This is a genomic window from Streptomyces ardesiacus (assembly GCF_003112575.1).
GTDB lineage: Bacteria > Actinomycetota > Actinomycetes > Streptomycetales > Streptomycetaceae > Streptomyces > Streptomyces ardesiacus.
The window spans coordinates 64,570-82,859 of the sequence record NZ_BEWC01000007.1 but is presented as its reverse complement, the minus strand read 5'-3'; the positions used below and the strand labels follow the sequence as shown (position 1 = coordinate 82,859).

18 protein-coding genes, 1 other RNA gene and 1 pseudogene are annotated in these 18,290 nt (G+C 75.2%); 9 read left to right on the top strand and 11 right to left on the bottom strand.

Features of this window, described 5'->3' with window-relative positions; all coding sequences use genetic code 11:
• Positions 1 to 26: 26 nt before the first annotated feature.
• The gene (locus Sdi02f_RS22445) at positions 27 to 743 is read right to left on the bottom strand and encodes an ABC transporter permease (protein WP_030399668.1); all 717 of its coding nucleotides are present in this window, start codon (positions 741 to 743) and stop codon (positions 27 to 29) included.
• Positions 740 to 1,672: an ABC transporter ATP-binding protein gene (locus Sdi02f_RS22440; RefSeq protein WP_030399667.1), complete on the bottom strand. Its 933-nt coding sequence runs from the start codon at positions 1,670 to 1,672 to the stop codon at positions 740 to 742. Before Sdi02f_RS22440 ends, Sdi02f_RS22445 begins: the two co-directional genes overlap by 4 nt.
• Positions 1,673 to 1,802: 130 nt before the next feature.
• On the opposite strand from Sdi02f_RS22440, the gene Sdi02f_RS22435 reads away from it, so the two are divergent.
• A complete protein-coding gene (locus Sdi02f_RS22435) occupies positions 1,803 to 2,702 on the top strand; it encodes a MaoC/PaaZ C-terminal domain-containing protein (protein ID WP_108933908.1) in 900 nt (299 codons plus the stop codon).
• A 162-nt stretch (positions 2,703 to 2,864) separates the two neighbouring features.
• Here the strand turns inward: Sdi02f_RS22435 and Sdi02f_RS22430 are convergent, their stop codons facing one another.
• Positions 2,865 to 3,032 carry a hypothetical protein gene (locus Sdi02f_RS22430; protein ID WP_037798358.1) on the bottom strand — a complete coding sequence of 56 codons (168 nt, stop codon included), beginning with the start codon at positions 3,030 to 3,032 and terminating at the stop codon, positions 2,865 to 2,867.
• 97 nt (positions 3,033 to 3,129) lie between these two features.
• Complete coding sequence (locus Sdi02f_RS22425) at positions 3,130 to 4,374, bottom strand: hypothetical protein (RefSeq protein ID WP_031081446.1); 1,245 nt, start codon at positions 4,372 to 4,374, stop codon at positions 3,130 to 3,132.
• Between the two features lie 233 nt (positions 4,375 to 4,607).
• Between Sdi02f_RS22425 and Sdi02f_RS22420 the strand changes: the two genes are divergently transcribed.
• From Sdi02f_RS22420 to Sdi02f_RS22410, 3 genes are read left to right on the top strand one after another with little or no spacing between them, the layout of a single operon-like run.
• Entirely contained in the window at positions 4,608 to 5,474 is an 867-nt protein-coding gene (locus Sdi02f_RS22420; protein ID WP_108933907.1) for a Nif3-like dinuclear metal center hexameric protein, read from the top strand.
• Positions 5,471 to 6,214: a zinc ribbon domain-containing protein gene (locus tag Sdi02f_RS36120; RefSeq protein ID WP_037798361.1), complete on the top strand. Its 744-nt coding sequence runs from the start codon at positions 5,471 to 5,473 to the stop codon at positions 6,212 to 6,214. Before Sdi02f_RS22420 ends, Sdi02f_RS36120 begins: the two co-directional genes overlap by 4 nt.
• Before the next feature lie 11 nt (positions 6,215 to 6,225).
• Entirely contained in the window at positions 6,226 to 7,794 is a 1,569-nt protein-coding gene (locus Sdi02f_RS22410) for a bifunctional RNase H/acid phosphatase (RefSeq protein WP_108933906.1), read from the top strand.
• Here Sdi02f_RS22410 and eda read toward each other — a convergent pair.
• The 4 genes from eda to Sdi02f_RS22390 all read right to left on the bottom strand — a co-directional run bounded on the left by eda (position 7,769) and on the right by Sdi02f_RS22390 (position 10,694).
• A complete protein-coding gene (eda, locus tag Sdi02f_RS22405) occupies positions 7,769 to 8,428 on the bottom strand; it encodes a bifunctional 4-hydroxy-2-oxoglutarate aldolase/2-dehydro-3-deoxy-phosphogluconate aldolase (protein ID WP_030399661.1) in 660 nt (219 codons plus the stop codon). The two genes, Sdi02f_RS22410 and eda, sit on opposite strands and share 26 nt — an antisense overlap.
• A 73-nt stretch (positions 8,429 to 8,501) precedes the next feature.
• Complete coding sequence (gene yaaA, locus Sdi02f_RS22400; protein ID WP_030399660.1) at positions 8,502 to 9,284, bottom strand: peroxide stress protein YaaA; 783 nt, start codon at positions 9,282 to 9,284, stop codon at positions 8,502 to 8,504.
• Between the two features lie 37 nt (positions 9,285 to 9,321).
• Entirely contained in the window at positions 9,322 to 9,936 is a 615-nt protein-coding gene (locus Sdi02f_RS22395; RefSeq protein ID WP_108933905.1) for a hypothetical protein, read from the bottom strand.
• Positions 9,933 to 10,694, bottom strand: coding sequence for a MerR family transcriptional regulator (locus Sdi02f_RS22390; protein WP_108933904.1), 762 nt, complete (start codon positions 10,692 to 10,694; stop codon positions 9,933 to 9,935). The genes Sdi02f_RS22395 and Sdi02f_RS22390 overlap by 4 nt, the downstream gene beginning before the upstream one ends.
• Positions 10,695 to 10,802: 108 nt before the next feature.
• On the opposite strand from Sdi02f_RS22390, the gene Sdi02f_RS22385 reads away from it, so the two are divergent.
• From Sdi02f_RS22385 to Sdi02f_RS22365, 5 genes and pseudogenes are all read left to right on the top strand, one after another.
• Complete coding sequence (locus Sdi02f_RS22385; RefSeq protein WP_108933903.1) at positions 10,803 to 11,639, top strand: AraC family transcriptional regulator; 837 nt, start codon at positions 10,803 to 10,805, stop codon at positions 11,637 to 11,639.
• A 19-nt stretch (positions 11,640 to 11,658) separates the two neighbouring features.
• A pseudogene (locus Sdi02f_RS36875) lies at positions 11,659 to 12,486 on the top strand (DMT family transporter); the annotation flags it as partial.
• Positions 12,487 to 12,556: 70 nt separating this feature from the next.
• Positions 12,557 to 12,960, top strand: an RNA gene (rnpB, locus tag Sdi02f_RS22375) — RNase P RNA component class A.
• A gap of 195 nt (positions 12,961 to 13,155) precedes the next feature.
• Positions 13,156 to 13,437, top strand: a complete 282-nt coding sequence (locus tag Sdi02f_RS22370) for a hypothetical protein (RefSeq protein ID WP_108933902.1) — start codon at positions 13,156 to 13,158, stop codon at positions 13,435 to 13,437.
• Positions 13,437 to 14,345 carry a ferredoxin family protein gene (locus tag Sdi02f_RS22365; protein ID WP_031081431.1) on the top strand — a complete coding sequence of 303 codons (909 nt, stop codon included), beginning with the start codon at positions 13,437 to 13,439 and terminating at the stop codon, positions 14,343 to 14,345. Before Sdi02f_RS22370 ends, Sdi02f_RS22365 begins: the two co-directional genes overlap by 1 nt.
• A 34-nt stretch (positions 14,346 to 14,379) precedes the next feature.
• Here Sdi02f_RS22365 and Sdi02f_RS22360 read toward each other — a convergent pair whose 3' ends face one another.
• The 3 genes from Sdi02f_RS22360 to Sdi02f_RS22345 form a co-directional block, all read right to left on the bottom strand.
• Positions 14,380 to 14,922, bottom strand: a complete 543-nt coding sequence (locus tag Sdi02f_RS22360) for a DUF488 domain-containing protein (RefSeq protein ID WP_030399654.1) — start codon at positions 14,920 to 14,922, stop codon at positions 14,380 to 14,382.
• 227 nt (positions 14,923 to 15,149) lie between these two features.
• Entirely contained in the window at positions 15,150 to 16,178 is a 1,029-nt protein-coding gene (locus Sdi02f_RS22355) for a hypothetical protein (RefSeq protein ID WP_245962231.1), read from the bottom strand.
• A gap of 127 nt (positions 16,179 to 16,305) precedes the next feature.
• Positions 16,306 to 18,273 (bottom strand): helix-turn-helix domain-containing protein, encoded by a 1,968-nt coding sequence (locus Sdi02f_RS22345; RefSeq protein ID WP_030399652.1) that lies wholly within the window; start codon positions 18,271 to 18,273, stop codon positions 16,306 to 16,308.
• Between the last annotated feature and the right edge of the window lie 17 nt (positions 18,274 to 18,290).

Genomic DNA, 18,290 nt, shown 5'->3' with positions numbered 1-18,290 from the left:
CCTTCCGATCGGGCGCCCCGGGGCGCTCAGTTGTTTCCCGCGCCGCGGCGGTAGGACAGGACGGCGTACGCACCGAAGACCAGGAGCCATCCCGTCAGCACGAGGATGGCACCCGCGGTGGGCGCGTGCCCCGTGGCGACCGAAGTGCCGAGCTGGGCGAAGCGGTTGGTCGGGGTGTACGCCGACACGGTGCGCAGCCACTCCGGGAACAGCGCGAGCGGGAACCACAGCCCGCCGAGCACGGCGAGGCCCAGGTTGGCCACCATGTTCGCCACGCCCGTGGTCTGCCCGGTCAGCCGGTAGCCGTTGCCGAGACCGAGCAGCGTGAAGGGCACCGACCCGAGCCAGAGCAGCAGCGCCAGCGCCGCCCACTGCCAGGCGTCGAGCCGTACGCCGTTGACCAGGCCGCCCGCGCCGAGCACCGCCGTGATCGCGGGCAGCACGGTGACGGAGGCGGTCAGGGCGCGGCCCACGACCACCTGGTGCGGGGGCATCGGCGTCACCCGCAGCTGCCGCAGCCAGCCGATCGCCCGGTCCTCGGCGACCCCGCCGCCGGTGTTCAGGGCCGAGCCGACCGCGCCGTAGGCGGCCATGCCGACCATCGCGCCCGTCTTCCACTCGCCCGCGTCGCCCCCGAGGTTGGTGAACAGCAGGTACATCAGGACCGGCACGGCGACGCCGCCGATGACGAAGCCGGGATCGCGCAGCGTACGGCGCGTCTCCAGGACCAGGTAGTCCCTCATCGCACACTCTCCTTCCGCGTGGCCGGTGCCGGCACCGCGCTCGTCAGGGCCAGGAACGCGTCGTCCAGGGACGCGGGAGCGACCTCCAGGCCGCGTATCGCGCCGAGTTCGGCGAGGGCGGTCACCGTCGCGTCGGAGTCCTCGGTGCGCAGCAGCGCGCGGTCCCCGCGCACCTCCAGCGAACGGACCCCCGGCAGCAGCGTCAGGCCGTCGGCGGGCCGCCCCGCCAGGTCGAAGGAGACGCGGCTGCCGCCCGCCGCCCGGCGCAGCTCGTCGCCGGTGCCGTCCGCGACGACGCGCCCCCGGTCGACGACGAGGATCCGGTCGGCGTGCGCGTCGGCCTCCTCCAGGTAGTGCGTGGAGAAGAGGACCGTGCTGCCGCGCCGGGTGTAGGCCCGCATCGACTCCCAGAAGGCGTGCCGGGCCTCCACGTCGAGGGCCGCCGTCGGCTCGTCCAGGACCAGCAGGTCGGGGCGGCCGGCCAGCGCGAGGGCGAAGCGCACCCGCTGGACCTGGCCGCCGGAGAGCCGGTCCACGCGCCGCCCGGCCAACGCGGCGATCCCCGCCAGCTCCAGGGCCTGCCCGACGGGCATCGGCGCCGGGTACCGTCCGGCCACGAAGGCGACCAGCTCGCCCACGGTGACCCGGGGCACCGCCCGTGCCTCCTGGAGCATGGCCCCCACCCGGCCGGCGCGCACCGCGGCTTCCGGAGGGCCGCCGAACAGCTCCACCGTGCCCGCGTCGGGCGGGCACAGGCCGAGCAGCAGGGCGATCGTCGTCGACTTGCCGGCGCCGTTGCGGCCGAGCAGCGCGACGGTCTCCCCGCGCCCGATGCGCAGGTCCACGCCGTCGACGGCGCGGACGTCGCCGTACGCCTTGGCCGCTCCCGTGAAGGAGACGGCGGGGATGGTGCCCTCGGTCGGTGTCATGCCCGTGACGCTACGGAGCCGGCGGGGACCGGCGGCAGATGCGGTTGTCCGGAGTTCGGGAGGACAAATGTCACGGGTGGCGGGCGTCCCGTACGGTGACCGGGAACTGCAGGGACGAGCGGGGAGAGCCATGCCCATCGACGCCGCCGGGGCGCTCACCACCGCGCCCCGGGTCCGTGAGATCGCCTGGGACCACAAGGACGTCCAGCTCTACCACCTCGGCATCGGCGCCGGCCGGCCCGCCACCGACCCCCGCGAGCTGCGCTACACCCTGGAGTCCCGGCTGCGTGTCCTGCCGAGCTTCGCGACGGTGGCCGGGGGCGGCGTCCCCGGGGTGATCGGCGCGCTGTCGATGCCCGGCGTCGACGTGGACCTCGCCCACGTCCTGCACGGCGGACAGCGGCTGCGGCTGCACCGGCCCGTTCCGGTGCGGGGCAGGGCGAGCGCGGCCTCGCGCGTGGTCGCCGTGCACGACAAGGGCACCGCCGCCGTCCTCGTCCTGCGCACCGAGGTCACCGACGCGGACGGGCCACTGTGGACCGAGGAGGCCGAGGCGTTCGTCCGCGGGGAAGGCGGCTGGGGCGGCGAACGGGGCCCCTCCGCGCGCCCCTCGGCCCCGCCCGCCGAGCCGCCGGACCACGTCGTCGAACGGGCCGTGCGCGAGGACCAGGCCCTGCTCTACCGCCTCACCGGCGACTTCAACCCCCTGCACGCCGACCCGGAGTTCGCCGCACGCGCCGGTTTCGAGCGGCCCGTCCTGCACGGGCTGTGCACCTACGGCGCCACGCTCAAGGCCGTCGTCGACACGCTGCTGGACGGCGAGGTGACCCGGGTGCGCGCGTACGGCACGCGGTTCGCCGGTGTGGTGTACCCGGGGGAGACCCTGCGGGTGCGGATGTGGCGGGCGACCGGGGCGGACGGCGCCGGCGCCGGGGGCGGGACGGGGGCCGGGGAGGTGCGGGTGGCGGTGAGTGCCGTCGAGCGGGACGACGCGCCCGTCCTCGCCGACACGGTCGTCCGGTACGGGTAGCCGGACGGGGACACGGGCCACGGGGCACGGGGCACGGGGCACGACAACGGCCCCGTCCGCCGGGTGCGACGAACGGGGCCGGAGCCGCTTGCTCTTGTGTGCCTGTGCCTGCGCCTGTGCCCGCGGTCAGGGCCGGGGCCGGTGGCTCGGCCGGTCGTGCCGTCAGGCGGCCGTTCCGGACTCCTCGGCGGGCTTGCGGTGGCGGCCCTGCGGGGTCGCCTCGCCCTCCTGGCTGGAGACCGGTCCGCGGTGCTTGCCGTGGCCGGCGTCGATCTCGGAAACGTCGGCACCGGCGGCCTGGATCGGCTGGGTCGTGCTGGCGTCGTTCATCGGAAGGAATTCACCCCGTCAACATGATCTTTCCTACAGCCGGGCGAGTGTAACCGGCACACCTCGGGACGGATCCAGACGGCCACGCCAACCGGCACTACTTCGTTACAAGCCGTGCCAGCGGAGCCTCTTGCAGCGGCACGGGACGTGACCGGACGGCGCCGGAGGGGTCCGCCGCGCCGGGTCCGCCGGTCCCGTCCGGAGCCGTTTCGCCCGCAACCGTCCGGTCCGCAGCGGTCTCTCCCTCGGCCGGGGCCTCCGCGTCCCCAAACGGCCCGTCGCCCGCGTCCCGCGCGCCGGGTTCTCGCGGCTCCGGCGCGATCAGCCGGGCGACCCCGCACGGCGACCGCGGTGTGGAGCACGGCAGCCGCAGTTCCCCGTCCGGCGTCCACAGCCCGGCACCCGTCAGCCACCCCTCGGGCGCCGGAAGGTGCCGCACCTGCCGTTCGGCGGGCCGCCACACGCCGACCCAGCTCCCGAACGAGCCGTCCACGCGCAGGGCCACCGCACAGCGTTCCGGAGTCAGCACCTGCCCCGGCTGGACGGCGAACGGCGTCACGACGCAGTCCGGCAGCCGCAGGCACTCCGGGAAGCGCACCGGCAGCGTGCTGCCCAGCACGCCCCAGCCGATCCGCTCCCGCCCCGGCGACGGGGCGTCCGAGCCGATCAGCACCAGGCCGCTGTCCGGGTCGGCCAGCAGGAGCCGGTCGTCGCTGTCCGGGGCGATCTGCAGCAGCGGCGACACCTCGCCGTCCCGCTCCAGGTCGACCACGACCGCCTTGGTGCGTCCGCCGGTCTCCCGGTCCACCGCCAGCATCCGTCCCGCGCGGTCCAGCCAGACCCCGCCCGAGCAGCGGCCGGGGATCTCGGCCACCCGCTCCGGTCCGAAGGCCCCGCCCGCGACCTGCCACAGCACCGTCGAACGCGGACCGGCCGCCAGGGCGTACGCCCGCTCGCCGCCCGGAACCGGCGGCAGCAGCCGCAGCCCCGGGCCGTCCGCCGGGCACTCGACCGCGCCGAGCGGCAGCTCGCCGGTGCCGGGCCCGGTCGGGTACAGCAGCGCGAAGACGTGCCGTCCGGCCGCCACGCGGTGGACCAGGACCCGTCCGTCGCCCATCGGCTGCACCCCGGTGCCGGGCTCCTCGGGCTGGTTGCCCGGCAGCGGCACCGCGTACGGCTCGGGGCCGTCCAGGGTCCAGCGCTCCGGGTACCAGGCCTCGCCGTCCTCCCCGCTGCGGGTGAGACGCGCGGCGTAGGCACCCTCCGCGGTGATGCTGCAGCCCGCCTGCGGGGCCCCGCCGTTCCCGGGGTCCGCCGCAGGCTCGATCGCACAGGCCGTCATCGTTCGGTCACCTCCGGCGACGAAGCTAGTTATCGCACGCACGGGCGGGGGAGCGGCAGCGGTCCCCATCACACATACGTGTGTCACAGGAACGATTCGCCTGAGGGAAGGGCACGGTGTGTGCTGTGCCGGCCGGGCGGCTCCGGCCGGCCACAGCCGGCGGCGGGCGCGCGTACGCCCGGGGGTGCGGCCGCGGGTACAACGGCGCAGAACCTCCGGGTAGCCTTGCAGGCGTGCCCCGTCTGTCAGAAGTCATCGCCGCGCTGGACAACCTGTGGCCCGCCGAGCGGGCCGAGTCCTGGGACGCGGTCGGCACCGTCGTGGGCGACCCCGGCCAGGAGGTCTCCCGGGTCCTGTTCGCGGTGGACCCCGTCCAGGAGATCGCCGACGAGGCGGTGGAGCTGGGCGCGGACCTGCTCGTCACCCACCACCCGCTGTACCTGCGCGGGACGACGACGGTCGCGGCCTCCACCTTCAAGGGCCGCGTGGTGCACACCCTCATCAAGCACGACATCGCCCTGCACGTCGCCCACACCAACGCCGACACCGCCGACCCCGGCGTCTCCGACGCGCTGGCGGGCGCCCTCGACCTGGACGTCGTACGGCCCCTGGTGCCGGACCCGAGCGACCCCGAGGGACGCCGCGGCCTGGGCCGGGTGTGCGAGCTGCGGCATCCGCTGACCGTCCGCGAGCTGGCCGCCCGCGCCGCCGAGCGGCTGCCCGCCACGGCGCAGGGCATCCGCGTGGCCGGGGACCCGGAGGCGATCGTGCGCACGGTCGCCGTCAGCGGCGGCTCCGGCGACAGCCTCTTCGCCTCCGTACGGGCGGCGGGCGTCGACGCCTTCCTCACCGCGGACCTCCGCCACCACCCGGCCGCCGAGTTCGTCGCGGACCGCGACCACAGTCCCCTCGCGCTGCTCGACGCGGCGCACTGGGCCACCGAGTGGCCCTGGTGCGAGCTGGGCGCGGCCCAGCTCGACGAGATCTCCGACCGCAACGGCTGGGACCTCCGGGTCCACGTCTCGAAGACGGTCACCGACCCCTGGACCGCCCACGCGGCGTCCGCCCCGACCTCTAGCGCAATGGGAGCCCCCAACTGAAAGCCGCGCCCGCCGACCAGATCCGACTCCTCGACGTCCAGGGCCTCGACACGCGGCTCCAGCAGCTCGCGCACAAGCGCCGGTCCCTGCCCGAGCACGCCGAGATCGAGTCGCTGACCAAGGACCACACCCAGGTGCGCGACCTGCTCGTGGCCGCGCAGACCGAGGAGAGCGACTGCGCCCGCGAGCAGACCAAGGCCGAGCAGGACGTGGACCAGGTGCGCCAGCGTGCCGTCCGCGACCAGCAGCGCCTGGACTCCGGCGCGGTCACCTCCCCGAAGGACCTGGAGAACCTCCAGCGCGAGATCGCCTCCCTCGCCAAGCGCCAGGGCGACCTCGAGGACGTCGTGCTGGAGGTGATGGAGCGCCGCGAGTCCGCGCAGGAGCGGGTCGCCGAGCTGACCGAGCGGGTCGGCGCGGTCCAGGGCAAGCTCGACGACGCCACCGCGCGCCGTGACGCGGCCGTCGAGGAGCTGGACGCCGAGGCCGCCTCGGTGACCAAGGAGCGCGAGGTCGTGGCGGGCTCGGTCCCCGACGACCTGCTCAAGCTGTACGAGAAGCTGCGCGAGCAGCAGGGCGGCGTCGGCGCGGCCAAGCTGTACCAGCGCAGCTGCCAGGGGTGCCGCCAGGAGCTGGCCATCACCGAGCTGGGCGAGATCCGCGCGGCGGCGCCCGACACGGTCGTCCGCTGCGAGAACTGCCGCCGCATCCTGGTGCGCACGGCCGACTCCGGGCTGTAAGGGGCCGGTTCGTGACCGACCAGGCGGCGCGTCCGGCCGCTCGTCCCGCGCGGGAGTTCGTCGTCGAGGCCGACGGCGGGTCACGGGGCAACCCGGGGCCCGCGGGCTACGGCGCGGTGGTGCGGGACGCGGCGACGGGGGAGACCCTGGTGGAGGCCGCCGAGTACCTCGGGGTCGTCACCAACAACGTCGCCGAGTACCGCGGCCTGCTCGCCGGGCTGCGCGCGGCCAGGGGCCTGGACCCGGACGCCCTCGTCCACGTCCGGATGGACTCCAAGCTCGTCGTCGAGCAGATGTCGGGCCGCTGGAAGATCAAGCACCCCGACATGAAGCCCCTGGCGACCGAGGCGGCCCGTGTCTTCCCGCCCGGCCGCGTGACGTACGAGTGGATTCCCCGGGCCGACAACAAGCACGCCGACCGCCTGGCCAACGAGGCGATGGACGCGGGCGCGCGGGGCGAACGGTGGTCGGCGTCCGGGTCGACGGCGGAACTGGACGCGGGCGGCGCGGGCGGCCGTGCGGCCGGAGCCGGCGGAAGCGGCGCGGTGCCCGCCGGGGCCGCGGAACGCGCCGGTGCGGCGACGGCCGCCGGTGCCGGGGGCGCCGTGGGGCGGGGTGCCGCCGGGGAATCCGCGGAAGGCGGCCGCCGCACCGGGGACGGGCCGGCCGCGACACCCGCGGGTTCGGCGGGCTCCGCCGAACCCGCCGACGCGACGACCGGTGCGGGCCGTGCGGCCGGAGCCGGCGGAAGCGGGGGCGGGGAAGCCGCCCCGGCACGGGGCGGTGCGGCCGAGGGTGAGTACCTCGGGCGGGCGGCCGGCAGTGGTGCCCGGGGTGCGGTGGCCGGTACGGACCGGCGAGGGGCCGGGGCGGCCGCCGGCGGCGGATCCTCGGCCGACGCCGACGTGCGGGCCGCGAAGGCCGTGGCCTCGCCCGGCTGGGGACCCCTCGACCTGGGCGCCCCCGCCACCTTCGTCCTCCTGCGGCACGGGGAGACGCCGCTCACCCCGCAGAAGCGGTTCTCCGGGAGCGGCGGCAGCGATCCGTCCCTGTCGTCCGTCGGCCGGGAGCAGGCCGAGAAGGTCGCCGCGAGCCTCGCCCGGCGCGGCACGATCGAGGCGGTCGTCGCCTCGCCCCTGGCCCGCACCCGCGAGACCGCCGGCATCGTCGCCGCCCGCCTCGGCCTGGAGGTGGCGGTCGAGGAGGGGCTGCGGGAGACCGACTTCGGCGCGTGGGAGGGGCTGACCTTCGGCGAGGTGCGCGACCGCCACCCCGACGACCTGGACGCCTGGCTGGCCTCCCCGGACGCGGAGCCCACCGGTGGCGGCGAGAGCTTCGCGGCGACCGGCGCCCGGATCGCCGCCACTCGCGACCGGCTCGTCGCGGCGTACGCGGGCCGTACGGTCCTGCTGGTCTCCCACGTGACGCCGATCAAGACCTTCGTCCAACTCGCCCTGGGCGCCCCGCCCGAGTCGCTGTTCCGGATGGAACTGTCGGCGGCGTCCCTGTCGGCGGTGGCGTACTACGCGGACGGCGGCGCCAGCGTCCGCCTGTTCAACGAGACGTCCCACCTGCGCTGAGCCCGGCCGCCGCACGCGCGAGCCGCTCCACACGCTCCCAGTCCCGGCCGGCCACCGCGTCCTTGGGCAGCATCCAACTGCCCCCCACGCAGCCGACGTTGGGAAGAGCCAGGTACTCCGGCGCGGAGGCCGGCGTGATGCCGCCGGTCGGGCAGAAACGCGCCTGGGGCAGGGGCGCGGAGAGTGCCTTGAGATAGGCGGTGCCGCCCGCCGCCTCCGCCGGGAAGAACTTCATCTCCCGCACCCCGCGCTCCAGCAGCGCCACGACCTCCGAGGTGGTCGACACCCCCGGCAGGAACGGCACCCCGGACCCCCGCATCGCCTCCAGCAGGGCGTCCGTCCACCCCGGGCTGACCAGGAACCGCGCCCCGGCCGCCACGACGTCCGCGACCTGCTCCGCCGTGACGACCGTGCCCGCGCCGACCACCGCGTCCGGCACCTCACCGGCGATGGCCCGGATCGCGTCGAGCGCGACCGGCGTCCGCAGCGTCACCTCGATCGCGGGCAGCCCGCCGGCGACCAGCGCCCTGGCGAGCGGCACGGCGTCGGCGAGGTCGTCGACGACCACGACGGGTACGACGGGCGCGAGATCCAGCACCGAGGCGGCGGGGGAGGAGGGCAGCGGAGAACTCATGCCCTCATCGTGCCGCCGAAACGCACGCTGTGCAATCACCGTTGCAGTAAATGCAACGGTCGTGTCCGACGGGTCAGTGCACCTCGTCCACGAGCACGTCCAGCGACCACGGCTTCCCGGCCTTCGCGGGCGCCTCGGCCTCCACCGCGTACCCCAGGTCCCGCAGCGCGTCCACCAGCTCCGCCGGCCCCTCGGGCGCGGTGCCGGACGCCAGCAGACTCCGTACGATCCGCCCCTTGGTCGCCTTGTTGAAGTGGCTGACCACCTTCCGGGTCGGCGCGTGCAGCACCCGTACGGTCGCCGTCCGCGAGGCGACCTCGCCCTTCGGCCGCCAGGCCGCCGCGTACGCAGCCGAACGCAGGTCGAGGACCATCCCGTCCCCGGCCGCCTCCGGCAGCACCTCGGCCATCGGCGCCCGCCAGTACGCGCCCAGTGCCCCGAGGCCGGGCAGCTTCACCCCCATCGAGCACCGGTAGGAGGGGATCCGGTCCGTCACCCGCACGGCACCCCACAGCCCCGAGAACACCAGCAGCGACCGGGCGGCCCGCCTCTTGGCGGCGGCGTCCAGCGAGGCCAGGCCGAGGGCGTCGTACAGCACGCCCGTGTAGATCTCCCCGGCCGGACGCGCGCCCGCGGTCAGCAGCTCCGTGTTCTTGGCGACCTCGCCGCGCAGCCCCTCGCTCAGCCCGAGCACCTCGCGCGCCTTCTCCTCGTCTCCGGCGCACAGCTCGACCAGCTCGCCGAGCACGGCCTCCCGGGCCGCGGTCAGCCCCGGCAGGGACAGCGATCCGGTCTTCAGCGGGGCACCCCGGCCGGACGCGGCCTTCCCCTCGGACGGCGGCAGCAGGACAAGCACACGTACTCCTTCACTTCACGAGCCCCCGGGCTCCCGATCAGGGTACGGCGTGCCCCTCCCGCGCCCGCTCGACGGCCCGTACGAGCGCCCCGGGGTCGTCGGCGTGACACCGCACCACGCGGACCCCGCGCCGCCGCCCGAAGAAGGAGAGGTGGACGACCGGCTCGGCGAGCTCGACCGTGACCGAGGTCTGGGACCCGACGGCGAGATCCAGCTCCCCGTCCGTCCGCTCGTGCGTCGTCCGCAGCTCCCGCCGGACGGAGGCGATCCGCTCCAGCGGTATCCGCACGTCGACGTGGACGGCCCGGCGGATCCGCAGCACACCGGCGGCCGGGTCCAGGACGTGCGGCCGGACCACGGACGCGGCGTGCAGCCCGATCACGATCACGACGGTGTAGAGGTCCAGGACCAGCACGACGTGGTGCGCGGTGGGCCACTCCCGCAGCAGCACGGACATCGTCAGGGACTCGACGGCACACACGAAGGCGAACCCGGCCGTCATCGCGCCCTGCCCCCGCGCGTACCCGAAGACCGCCCCGCCGGCCACCGCCCCGTGGGTCCGCCGGGCCGCCCACAGCCACAGGCTCGCCAGCAGCCGCAGCTCGTGCCGGACCAGGAGGGAGGGGACGGCGACGAGGGAGGGGGCGCTCATGACCGCCGTCCCCGCGCCACGAGGGCGAGGGCCTGCCGGACCGCCTCGGCCTGACCCGGGGCGAAGTCGGCGTACAGGGCGCGCAGGACGCCGTTGCCGGAGTCGAGGTCGACGCCCTCCGCGGGCAGCAGCTCCGCGGGGATGCAGTCGGCGAGGGTCCGCGCGGCCCCGGCCACCCGGGGATCGTCGGCACCGGCGTCCGCCAGCTCGTCGAGCAGCGCGTACGCCCGGTGGGCGCGCGCCACCGCCTCCGGGGTCCCGAACGCGTCCCGCAGGGCGGCCAGCATCCCCTCCCGTTCCCCGGGGCCCGCGGCGCTCTCCACGAACGCCAGCACCTCCCGGTCCCGCAGGGCCGTCGGCGAGCCGGACACGTCCCCCATCCCGGCGAACAGCCCGGCCAGCTCCGGCGAGACGGGTCCCTCGGCCGGCAGCGCGCCCTCCGTCCGAAGCAGCGTCCGCAACCGCGCCCGGCGCTCCCGGATCGCCGCCTCCTGCCGCGCGAGATCCGCGTCCAGCTCCTCCAGCACCTCGGCCAGGTCCTTGCCGGCCTCGTCCGCGAGGACGTCCCGCACCTCCGCGAGCCCGAGCCCCAGCTCGGTCAGCCGCCTGATCCTGGCCAGCACGACGACGTGCCGCAGGGTGTACGTCCGGTATCCGTTGGCCCTCCGCTCCGGTTCGGGCAGCAGGCCCTGGTGGTGGTAGTGCCGCACGGTCCGCGTGGTGACGCCGACGGCGCCGGCGAGTTCTCCGATCCGCATGGCCTCAGTAGAAACGTTGACGCCGCGGCAGGGTCAAGGGGACGGACTCCGCGCCTCTGGACACCGCGGGCTTCCTCTGATCGGCTGGGAGGAGGGGGGTGTGCAGCGATGGCGGGCGCGCGTGAACAGGCACGGTGGAGCAGGGCCCGGCTGGGAAGGGGCGGCCCGCCCCTCGATCTCCTCACCGCCCGCTTCGACCGGCACGTCTACGCCCCGCACGCCCACGACGAGTACACGGTCGGCGTCACCGTCGGCGGTCTGGAGGTCATCGCCTACCGGGGCGGCCGCATCCACTCGGGGCCGGGCTCCATCGTCGTCCTGGAACCGGGCGAGGTGCACACCGGCGGCCCCGCCGCCCCCGAGGGCTACTCCTATCGAGCCCTGTACGCGGCCCCGAACCTCCTCACCGACGGCACCCGGACGGACAGCGCCCTGCCGTACTTCCGCGAGCCCGTCCTCGACGACCCCGAACTCGCCGCCGCCCTGCGCGCCGCGCACACCGACCTGGCCCGCTGCCCCGACCCGCTGGAGGCGGAGTCCCGGCTGCCCTGGCTGCTCACGGCGCTGGCCCGCCGCCACTCCACGGCCCGCGCGGCCGACGACACGGTCCTCGGCGCAGACCGCGTCGCCCGCGTCGTACGCGACCGCCTCGCCGACGAACTCCTCGCGCCGCCGTCCCTCGCGGCCCTCGCCACCGACCTCGGCCTGTCCCGCTACCAACTCCTGCGGGCCTTCCGTACGTCGACGGGGATGCCGCCGTACGCCTGGCTCGCCCAGCACCGGGTGGCCAGGGCACGCGGACTCCTGGACGCCGGCCTGCGCCCCGCCGAGGTGGCGGCTCTGGTGGGCTTCGCCGACCAGGCGCACCTGACCCGCTGGTTCCGCCGGGTCCTCGGGGTGACCCCTGCGGCGTACCGCAACAGCGTTCAAGACCGCGCGGGGTGAGGCGGCCGAGACTCCCCGCATGACTGCACGCGGCTGGTTCCTGTTCTCCCTGATGGGAGTGGTCTGGGGCGTCCCCTACCTGATGATCAAGGTGGCGGTGGACGAGGTGTCCCCGTCCGGAGTGGTGTTCGCGCGCTGCGCGCTGGGCGCGGCGCTCCTGCTCCCCTTCGCCCTGCGCAAGGGAGACCTCTTCCGCACCGTACGGCGCCACTGGAAGCCGATGCTGGCCTTCGCCGTGATCGAGATCATCGGCCCCTGGTGGACCCTGACGGACGCCGAACGGCACCTGTCCAGCTCCACCGCCGGCTTGCTGATCGCGGGCGTGCCGATCGTCGGCGTGCTCCTGGCCCGCTTCTTCGGCGCCGGGGAACGGGTCGGTGCCCGCCGGATCACCGGACTCGGCCTCGGCCTCGGGGGCGTCGCCGTCCTCACCGTGCCGCACCTCACCGGTGGCGACGCCCGCTCGCTGGCCGAGGTGCTGGTGACGGTCGTCGGGTACGCCACCGCCCCTCTGATCGCCGCCCGCCACCTCAAGGACGTCCCCACCCTCCAGCTCATCACCCCCTGCCTGACCCTGGCCGCCGTCGTCTACGCCCCCGCGGCCTTCCTGACCCGACCCACCACCCTCCCCTCCGGCGAGGCCCTGGCGGCCCTGTCCGGACTCGGCGTCGTCTGCACCGCGATCGCCTTCGTGGCCTTCCTGGAGCTGATCAAGGAGGTCGGCCCGGTCCGCGCCGGCGTCATCACCTACGTCAACCCGGCGGTCGCCGTCGCCGCGGGCGCCCTGCTGCTGGACGAGGACCTGACTCTCGGCGTCGGCGTCGCCTTCGCCCTGATCCTGGCCGGCTCGGTCCTCGCGACGGCCGCCGCCGGTCCGGGGCGGCAGGTCCGCCGGGTAGCATGGGCGGCACGGCAGACGAGCCGGGCGGGCGGCCGCGTGGAGTCCCTCACGGGATTCCCCGAGGAACGTCCGGGCTCCACAGGGCAGGGTGATGGCTAACGGCCACCCGGGGTGACCCGCGGGAAAGTGCCACAGAAAGCAGACCGCCGGAGGCTTCGGCCCCCGGTAAGGGTGAAACGGTGGTGTAAGAGACCACCAGTGCCCAGGGCGACCTGGGCAGCTAGGTAAACCCCACCCGGAGCAAGGTCAAGAGGAGCGCCGTAACACGCGCTCTGCGCGGACGATCGAGGGCTGCCCGCCCGAGTCCGCGGGTAGACCGCTGGAGGCCGGTGGCAACGCCGGTCCTAGATGGATGGCCGTCGCCGGAAGGCCCGCGAGGACCTTCCGGAACAGAACCCGGCGTACAGCCCGACTCGTCTGCCGCCCCCCGGGGTTCCCCCGTCCTCCCGCCGGCGTGCGGGCCGGGACGGCTTCTTCCGGGCATCCGCCCGAGTCGAGGCTTTCGCCGGGCGGGGCTACGGTGGCTGAGGGGGGTGCCCACGGGAGACCGCGCCGTTCCGGTGACCCACCCGCGACGGGAGCCGGTCCCCACCTGCCCGACCAGCAGGAGGAACCATGACGCGGGCAGGGACGGCCGGCGCCCCTGGGCCGCTGGCCCAGTTCGAGGCCGTCGAGGGACTCGGTCCCGATTCCCGGGTACGGCTGCGCGACGGGCTTCAGGCGCGTCAGGAGGGCCGCATCCTGTACACCCGCGTGGGCCGGTTCGAGTGCTCCGGGGACGAACGGGCGTCCGTCACCCTCGTGCTCGACGGGAGACCGCGCAGGGCCGGAGACCTCGGCGTCGGACTCGTCGGCAGACTGCTGCGCGCGGGCGTCGTCGTGCCCGCCGCGCCGTGATGCCCGCCGTGGACGCGGCAGGCCCCTTCTTCTGCTCCGACGCCGCTCGGGAGCGCGGGGACCCGATCGCGGGCACGGCACCGTACGGCGGCGTCTGGGTCCTCGTCGAACACCGAGGGGGCTGGCCGGCCAACGGGTTCGACGGACTCGGCCTCCAACCCGACGTCAAGGCACGGGTGTACCGCGCCGCCCAGGCCGTGCGGGCGCGGGTTCTGCTGGTGCGGCGGCACGGCCGTCGCTCCTCCCGGGACTCCGCGGCGCGCTGGGCCGTACTGCGCCACGAGCCCTCCGGCGCCCATCGGCAACTCTGGGGGACCTGGCACTCGGACGCGGACCTGGCCCAGGTCGCGGAGGCCCTCGACGCCCCGGGAGACGCCGGTCTTCCGCCCGTGGTCCTCGTCTGCGCGCACGGTCAGCACGACCCGTGCTGCGCGGTGCGCGGACGGCCCGTGGCCCGTGCGCTGAGCGAGCGGTGGCCGGACCTGGTCTGGGAGTGCGCGCACGTCGGCGGCGACAGGTACGCCGCGAACGTCCTCGTCGCGCCCGACGGCGTCTACTACGGAGGGCTCGACGGCACCTCGTCCGTCGCGGTGATCGAGGAGCATCTGGCCGGCCGGATCGGGCCGGAGCACCTGCGCGGATACACGGACCTCTTCCCGCCGCAGCAGGCCGCCGTCGAGGCCGTGCTCCGGCACGCCGGTCCGGCCGGCCGGCACGACTACGCGGTCACCGAAACGGTCCGCGAGGGCGACCGCTGGCAGATCCGTGTCACGGGCCGCTCGGCACGACGGGCGGACTTCGACGTCGAGGTACGGGCCCGCCGCGTCCCGCCGACCCGGCTGACGTGCCGCGGCGCGGCGCGGAGCGCGTCCGTGGTCTACGAGGTCACTTCCGTCCGGACGCGGTGAGCCGGGACGCGATCGCCGTGGCCGTCGAGGAGGGTCACGGCGGTTCCTGCCCGGCCGGCGGCGGGTAGACCAGGTGGCCGTCGCGGACCCGGGCGTTTTCGTTCAGCACGGCCCGCCTCGTGGCCGTCCTCGACATGATGTGCACCACCTCCACCCCGGCGACCAGCAGCGCGTCGGTGATCAGACGGCGGTGGCAGCGCCACGGCACCGCCTCACTGCACATGATCGCGGGCCGCCCGCGCCGGGCGAGCCCGAGCAACTCCTCCAGTCCCCGGGCGAATTCGTCCCCCGCCATGTAGTCGGCGTAGTCGCGGAACGCCTTCACGCGCCACGCGCCGTTGGGGCTGGGCACTCCCTTGGGGGTGTGGCGCCGGCCTCCGAGCCGCGGGATCCAGCGGTACCCGATGCCGGACGGAAGACGCGCGACGACGGCCGACTGATTCCACTGGGGATGCTTCCGCGACGAAGGGAAGGAACGGACGTCGACCAGACAGGTGACGTCGTGACCGAGCAGCATCTCCAGCACGTCGTCGAAGCCGCGCGTCGAATGCCCGATCGTGTGGACGGGGCCGCACATCGCTTCCCGCGCCGTCGTCAGCGCCGCGCCCCGGTGCCGGGCGTCGCCGTCGGCCCTGCCGGGGACGTCTCGCTCGCCATGCGCGTCGCTCCGTTCCGTTCTGCGGCGGTACGCCTTCCAGAGTCCCACGCGAGCGCGGCGGCGCCACTCGGCCCCGGGCCCCTTCTCGGCCACGGCGGAAGGGCCGCGCCGGTTCCGCGGCGCGGCCCTTCCGGTGGTGAGGGGTGTCAGGCGGTGGCGCCGGAGCCGGTGGTCCTGCGGCGGCGCACGACGAACATCGTGCCGACGCCGAGGGCGACGGCGGCGCCGCCCGCGAGGGCGAGGGCGGGGAGGGCGGAGCTGGAGCCGGTCGCGGCGAGGCGGCCCTGCGGGTCGATCCGGGTGTCGCCCACGGGCTTGACCGGCAGCGGCTTGCTGCCGCCCTGCGGCTTGGCGTCACCGGTGTCGGCGGGGGTGGTCCCGGCGGCGAGGATGTCGAACTCGTAGTAGCCGTCGTCGCCGGAGAAGACGCAGTTGCCCTCGTCGTCGGCGTACACGCCGATGCTGATGGCGAAGCCGAGGCCGGACGGCGCCTTCGCGTCCACGGCCAGGCGCAGGTCGACGGAGAACGACTCCTTGGCGCGGACGTCGGTGTAGCCGAGGTAGCCGGCGCCCTCGTCGTCCTGGGCGAGGGAGATGTCGGTCCAGGCGCCGGTGGCCGGGTCCTTGTACTGGAGGGTGAGGTGGCCGGTGTCGACGAAGAAGTCGTTCTCGTCGATCCGGGCGGCGAACACGCCGAGGTCGACCCGGTGGTAGGCCTTGTCGCCCTTGTTGTCGACGGTCAGCTTGAAGCCGTGGAAGCCGCTGCCCGCGACGATCTCGGAGGGCAGACCGGACAGGCCGGTGTGCAGGTCGTCGTCGAACGTCACGTCCTCCTCGCTGCACTCGGCCGGGCCGGACGCCGGGGCGGAGGCGGATGCCGAGGGGGAGGCGGACACGGTTGCCGAGGGCGAGGTGCCCGGCGCCGCCGGGTCGCCGGCGGCCGGGGTCGACTCGTCGTCCGCGGGGGTCGACTCGTCGGTGGCCGGGGTCGTGTCGTCGGCCGCGGCGGAGGTGTCGTCCGCCGCGGGCGTGGACTCCTCCTGGGAGGGAGCCGTCTCGGAGACGGTGGGCGAAGGGCTGTCATCCGTCGCGTGGGCGGCCGGGGCCACGAGCAGAGCGACCGGGGCTGTCACGGCCGTCGCGGCGGCGACAGCCAGAAAGCGGCGAATTCTCATGTGTACCTCAGAGGAGGAAGTGACCGATGCGTCGCCCTGCTTGACCGGCAGGGCACACGAACGGTTGCGCTATTTTCACATCTTCTTTACGTGATGCGTGTCACGGGTGATCGGGCCGTGGCGGGCGTCAGCTCAGGGACAGCAGGCGCAGGCGCAGCGCGAGTTGGAGTTCCAGCGCGTTCTCCGGGCTGTTCCAGCCGGGGCCGAGGATCGCCTGGATGCGGTCCAGGCGCTGCACCACCGTGTTGATGTGCACGTGCAGCTCCTCCTTCGCCCGCGTCAGGCTCCCGCCGCAGCCGAAGTAGGCGCCCAGCGTGTGCACCAACTGGGTGCCGCGCCGTGCGTCGTACTCCAGCAGCGGCCCGAGGGTGGCCGTGACGAACCCCTCCACGTCGTGGTCCTCGCCCAGCAGCACCCCGAGGAAGCCGAGTTCGCCGGCGCTGCCCCCGCTTCCCCGGCGGCCCAGCACCTTGAGCGCCTGCAGACAGCGCGCGGCCTCGGCGTGGGCGTCGGCGAGGGCACGGGGTCCGGCGGCGGGCCCGGCACCGGCCACCGTGACCGGGGCGCCCACCAGGTGGGTGAGCTGCTCGGCGGCGGCGCCGGCCGCCTCGCCCGGCGTGGCGTCGCCGGCCGGCACCAGCATGACCGTACCGGCGTGTTCGGCGCTGACGCCGTCGCCGCCGAACAGGTACCGCACGGCGGCGCCCGGCAGCCGGTCGCGTGCGCCCGCGTCCGTCGAGGCGACCAGCACCAGGTGAGGACGGTTCAGGTCGACGCCGAGGTTGCGGCCCCGGGCCACCAGACCGGCCGGGTCGCGGTCGGGGGCCGTGAGCAGGTCGGTGATCAGGTCGCCGCGCACCCGGTTCTCGGCCTCGGCGACCGAGCGGCGCAGCAGCAGGAGCAGTGAGGTGACGACGCCGCTGCGCTCGAACAGGCGCCGGTCGGGGCCGTCCAGGTCCGGCCGCCCCGCCAGGACCAGGCTGCCCAGCAGCTCCTGCCCGGCCAGCACCGCGCACACCCAGCGTCCGTCGTGGACCACCGCGTGGGCGGTGGCGCGGGACTCCTCGGCGGCCCGCACCAGGGCCGCCGCGGCGTCGGGGCCGGTCGTGGCGTCCGCATCGCCCGTGCCGCCCGCCGCGCCCGGGGCCCCGCGTCCCGCGCTCCGCGCGGTCGGGGTGAGCGGCCGGCCGCCGGCGTCGAACACCGTGACGTCGCCCTCCAGGAGGTCGGCGACGGCGGCGGCCACGTCGGCCACGTCACCGCCCCGCAGGACCAGGTCGCTGAGCCGGTCGTGGGACTCCTCGGCCCGCTGCATGGCGGCCGAGCGCTCCCGGATCACGGCGTTGGCCTCGGCCAGTTCGGCCAGCGCGACCCGCGCGTCGGTCATGGCCTTGGCGGTGTCGATGGCGATGGCGGCGTGGTTGGCCAGCGAACACAGCAGGGCCACCTCGTCCGGGGAGAAGGCGCGCGGCGTGCGGTCGGCGGCGAACAGGGCGCCGATCACCTTGCCGCCGCTGCCGGAACCCAGCAGCAGGGGAACGCCGAGGATCGCGACCAGGCCCTCGTCCAGGACACCGGCGTCGATGCCCGGCGTGTGGTGGAAGCGTTCGTCCGTGCGGTAGTCGGGCGTGGCGTAGGGGCGCGCGGTCTGCGCGACCAGGCCGCCGAGCCCCTCGCCGAGTTGCAGCCGCAGGTTCTGGAACAGCTCGGACACCGAGCCGTCGGTGACGCGCATGAAGGTGTCGCCCGCCTCCTCGTCGGGCAGCGTCAGGTACGCCGTGTCGGTGCCGAGCAGCATCCTGGCGCGGCGGACGATGGACCGCAGCACCGCGTCCAGGTCGCGCAGCGCGGCGAGATCGCCGGCGGTGTCGAAGAGGGCGGTGAGTTCCGCCTCCCGGCGCTGGTGCTGCCGCAGTGCGCCGTGCACGCGCAGGGCGGCCTGGGTGGCCTGCTCGATCTCCGCGAGACCGTCGCCGCCGACCCCGGCCCGCCGCGCCTCGGCGGCGACGGTGCCGAAGTCCTCGGCGGGGGCGCCGGAGGCGAGGAGGTCGAGGAGCCGGCGCAGGTGGGCGGCGACGGACGGGTTCGTGGGCATGGGCGGACCATTGTGAG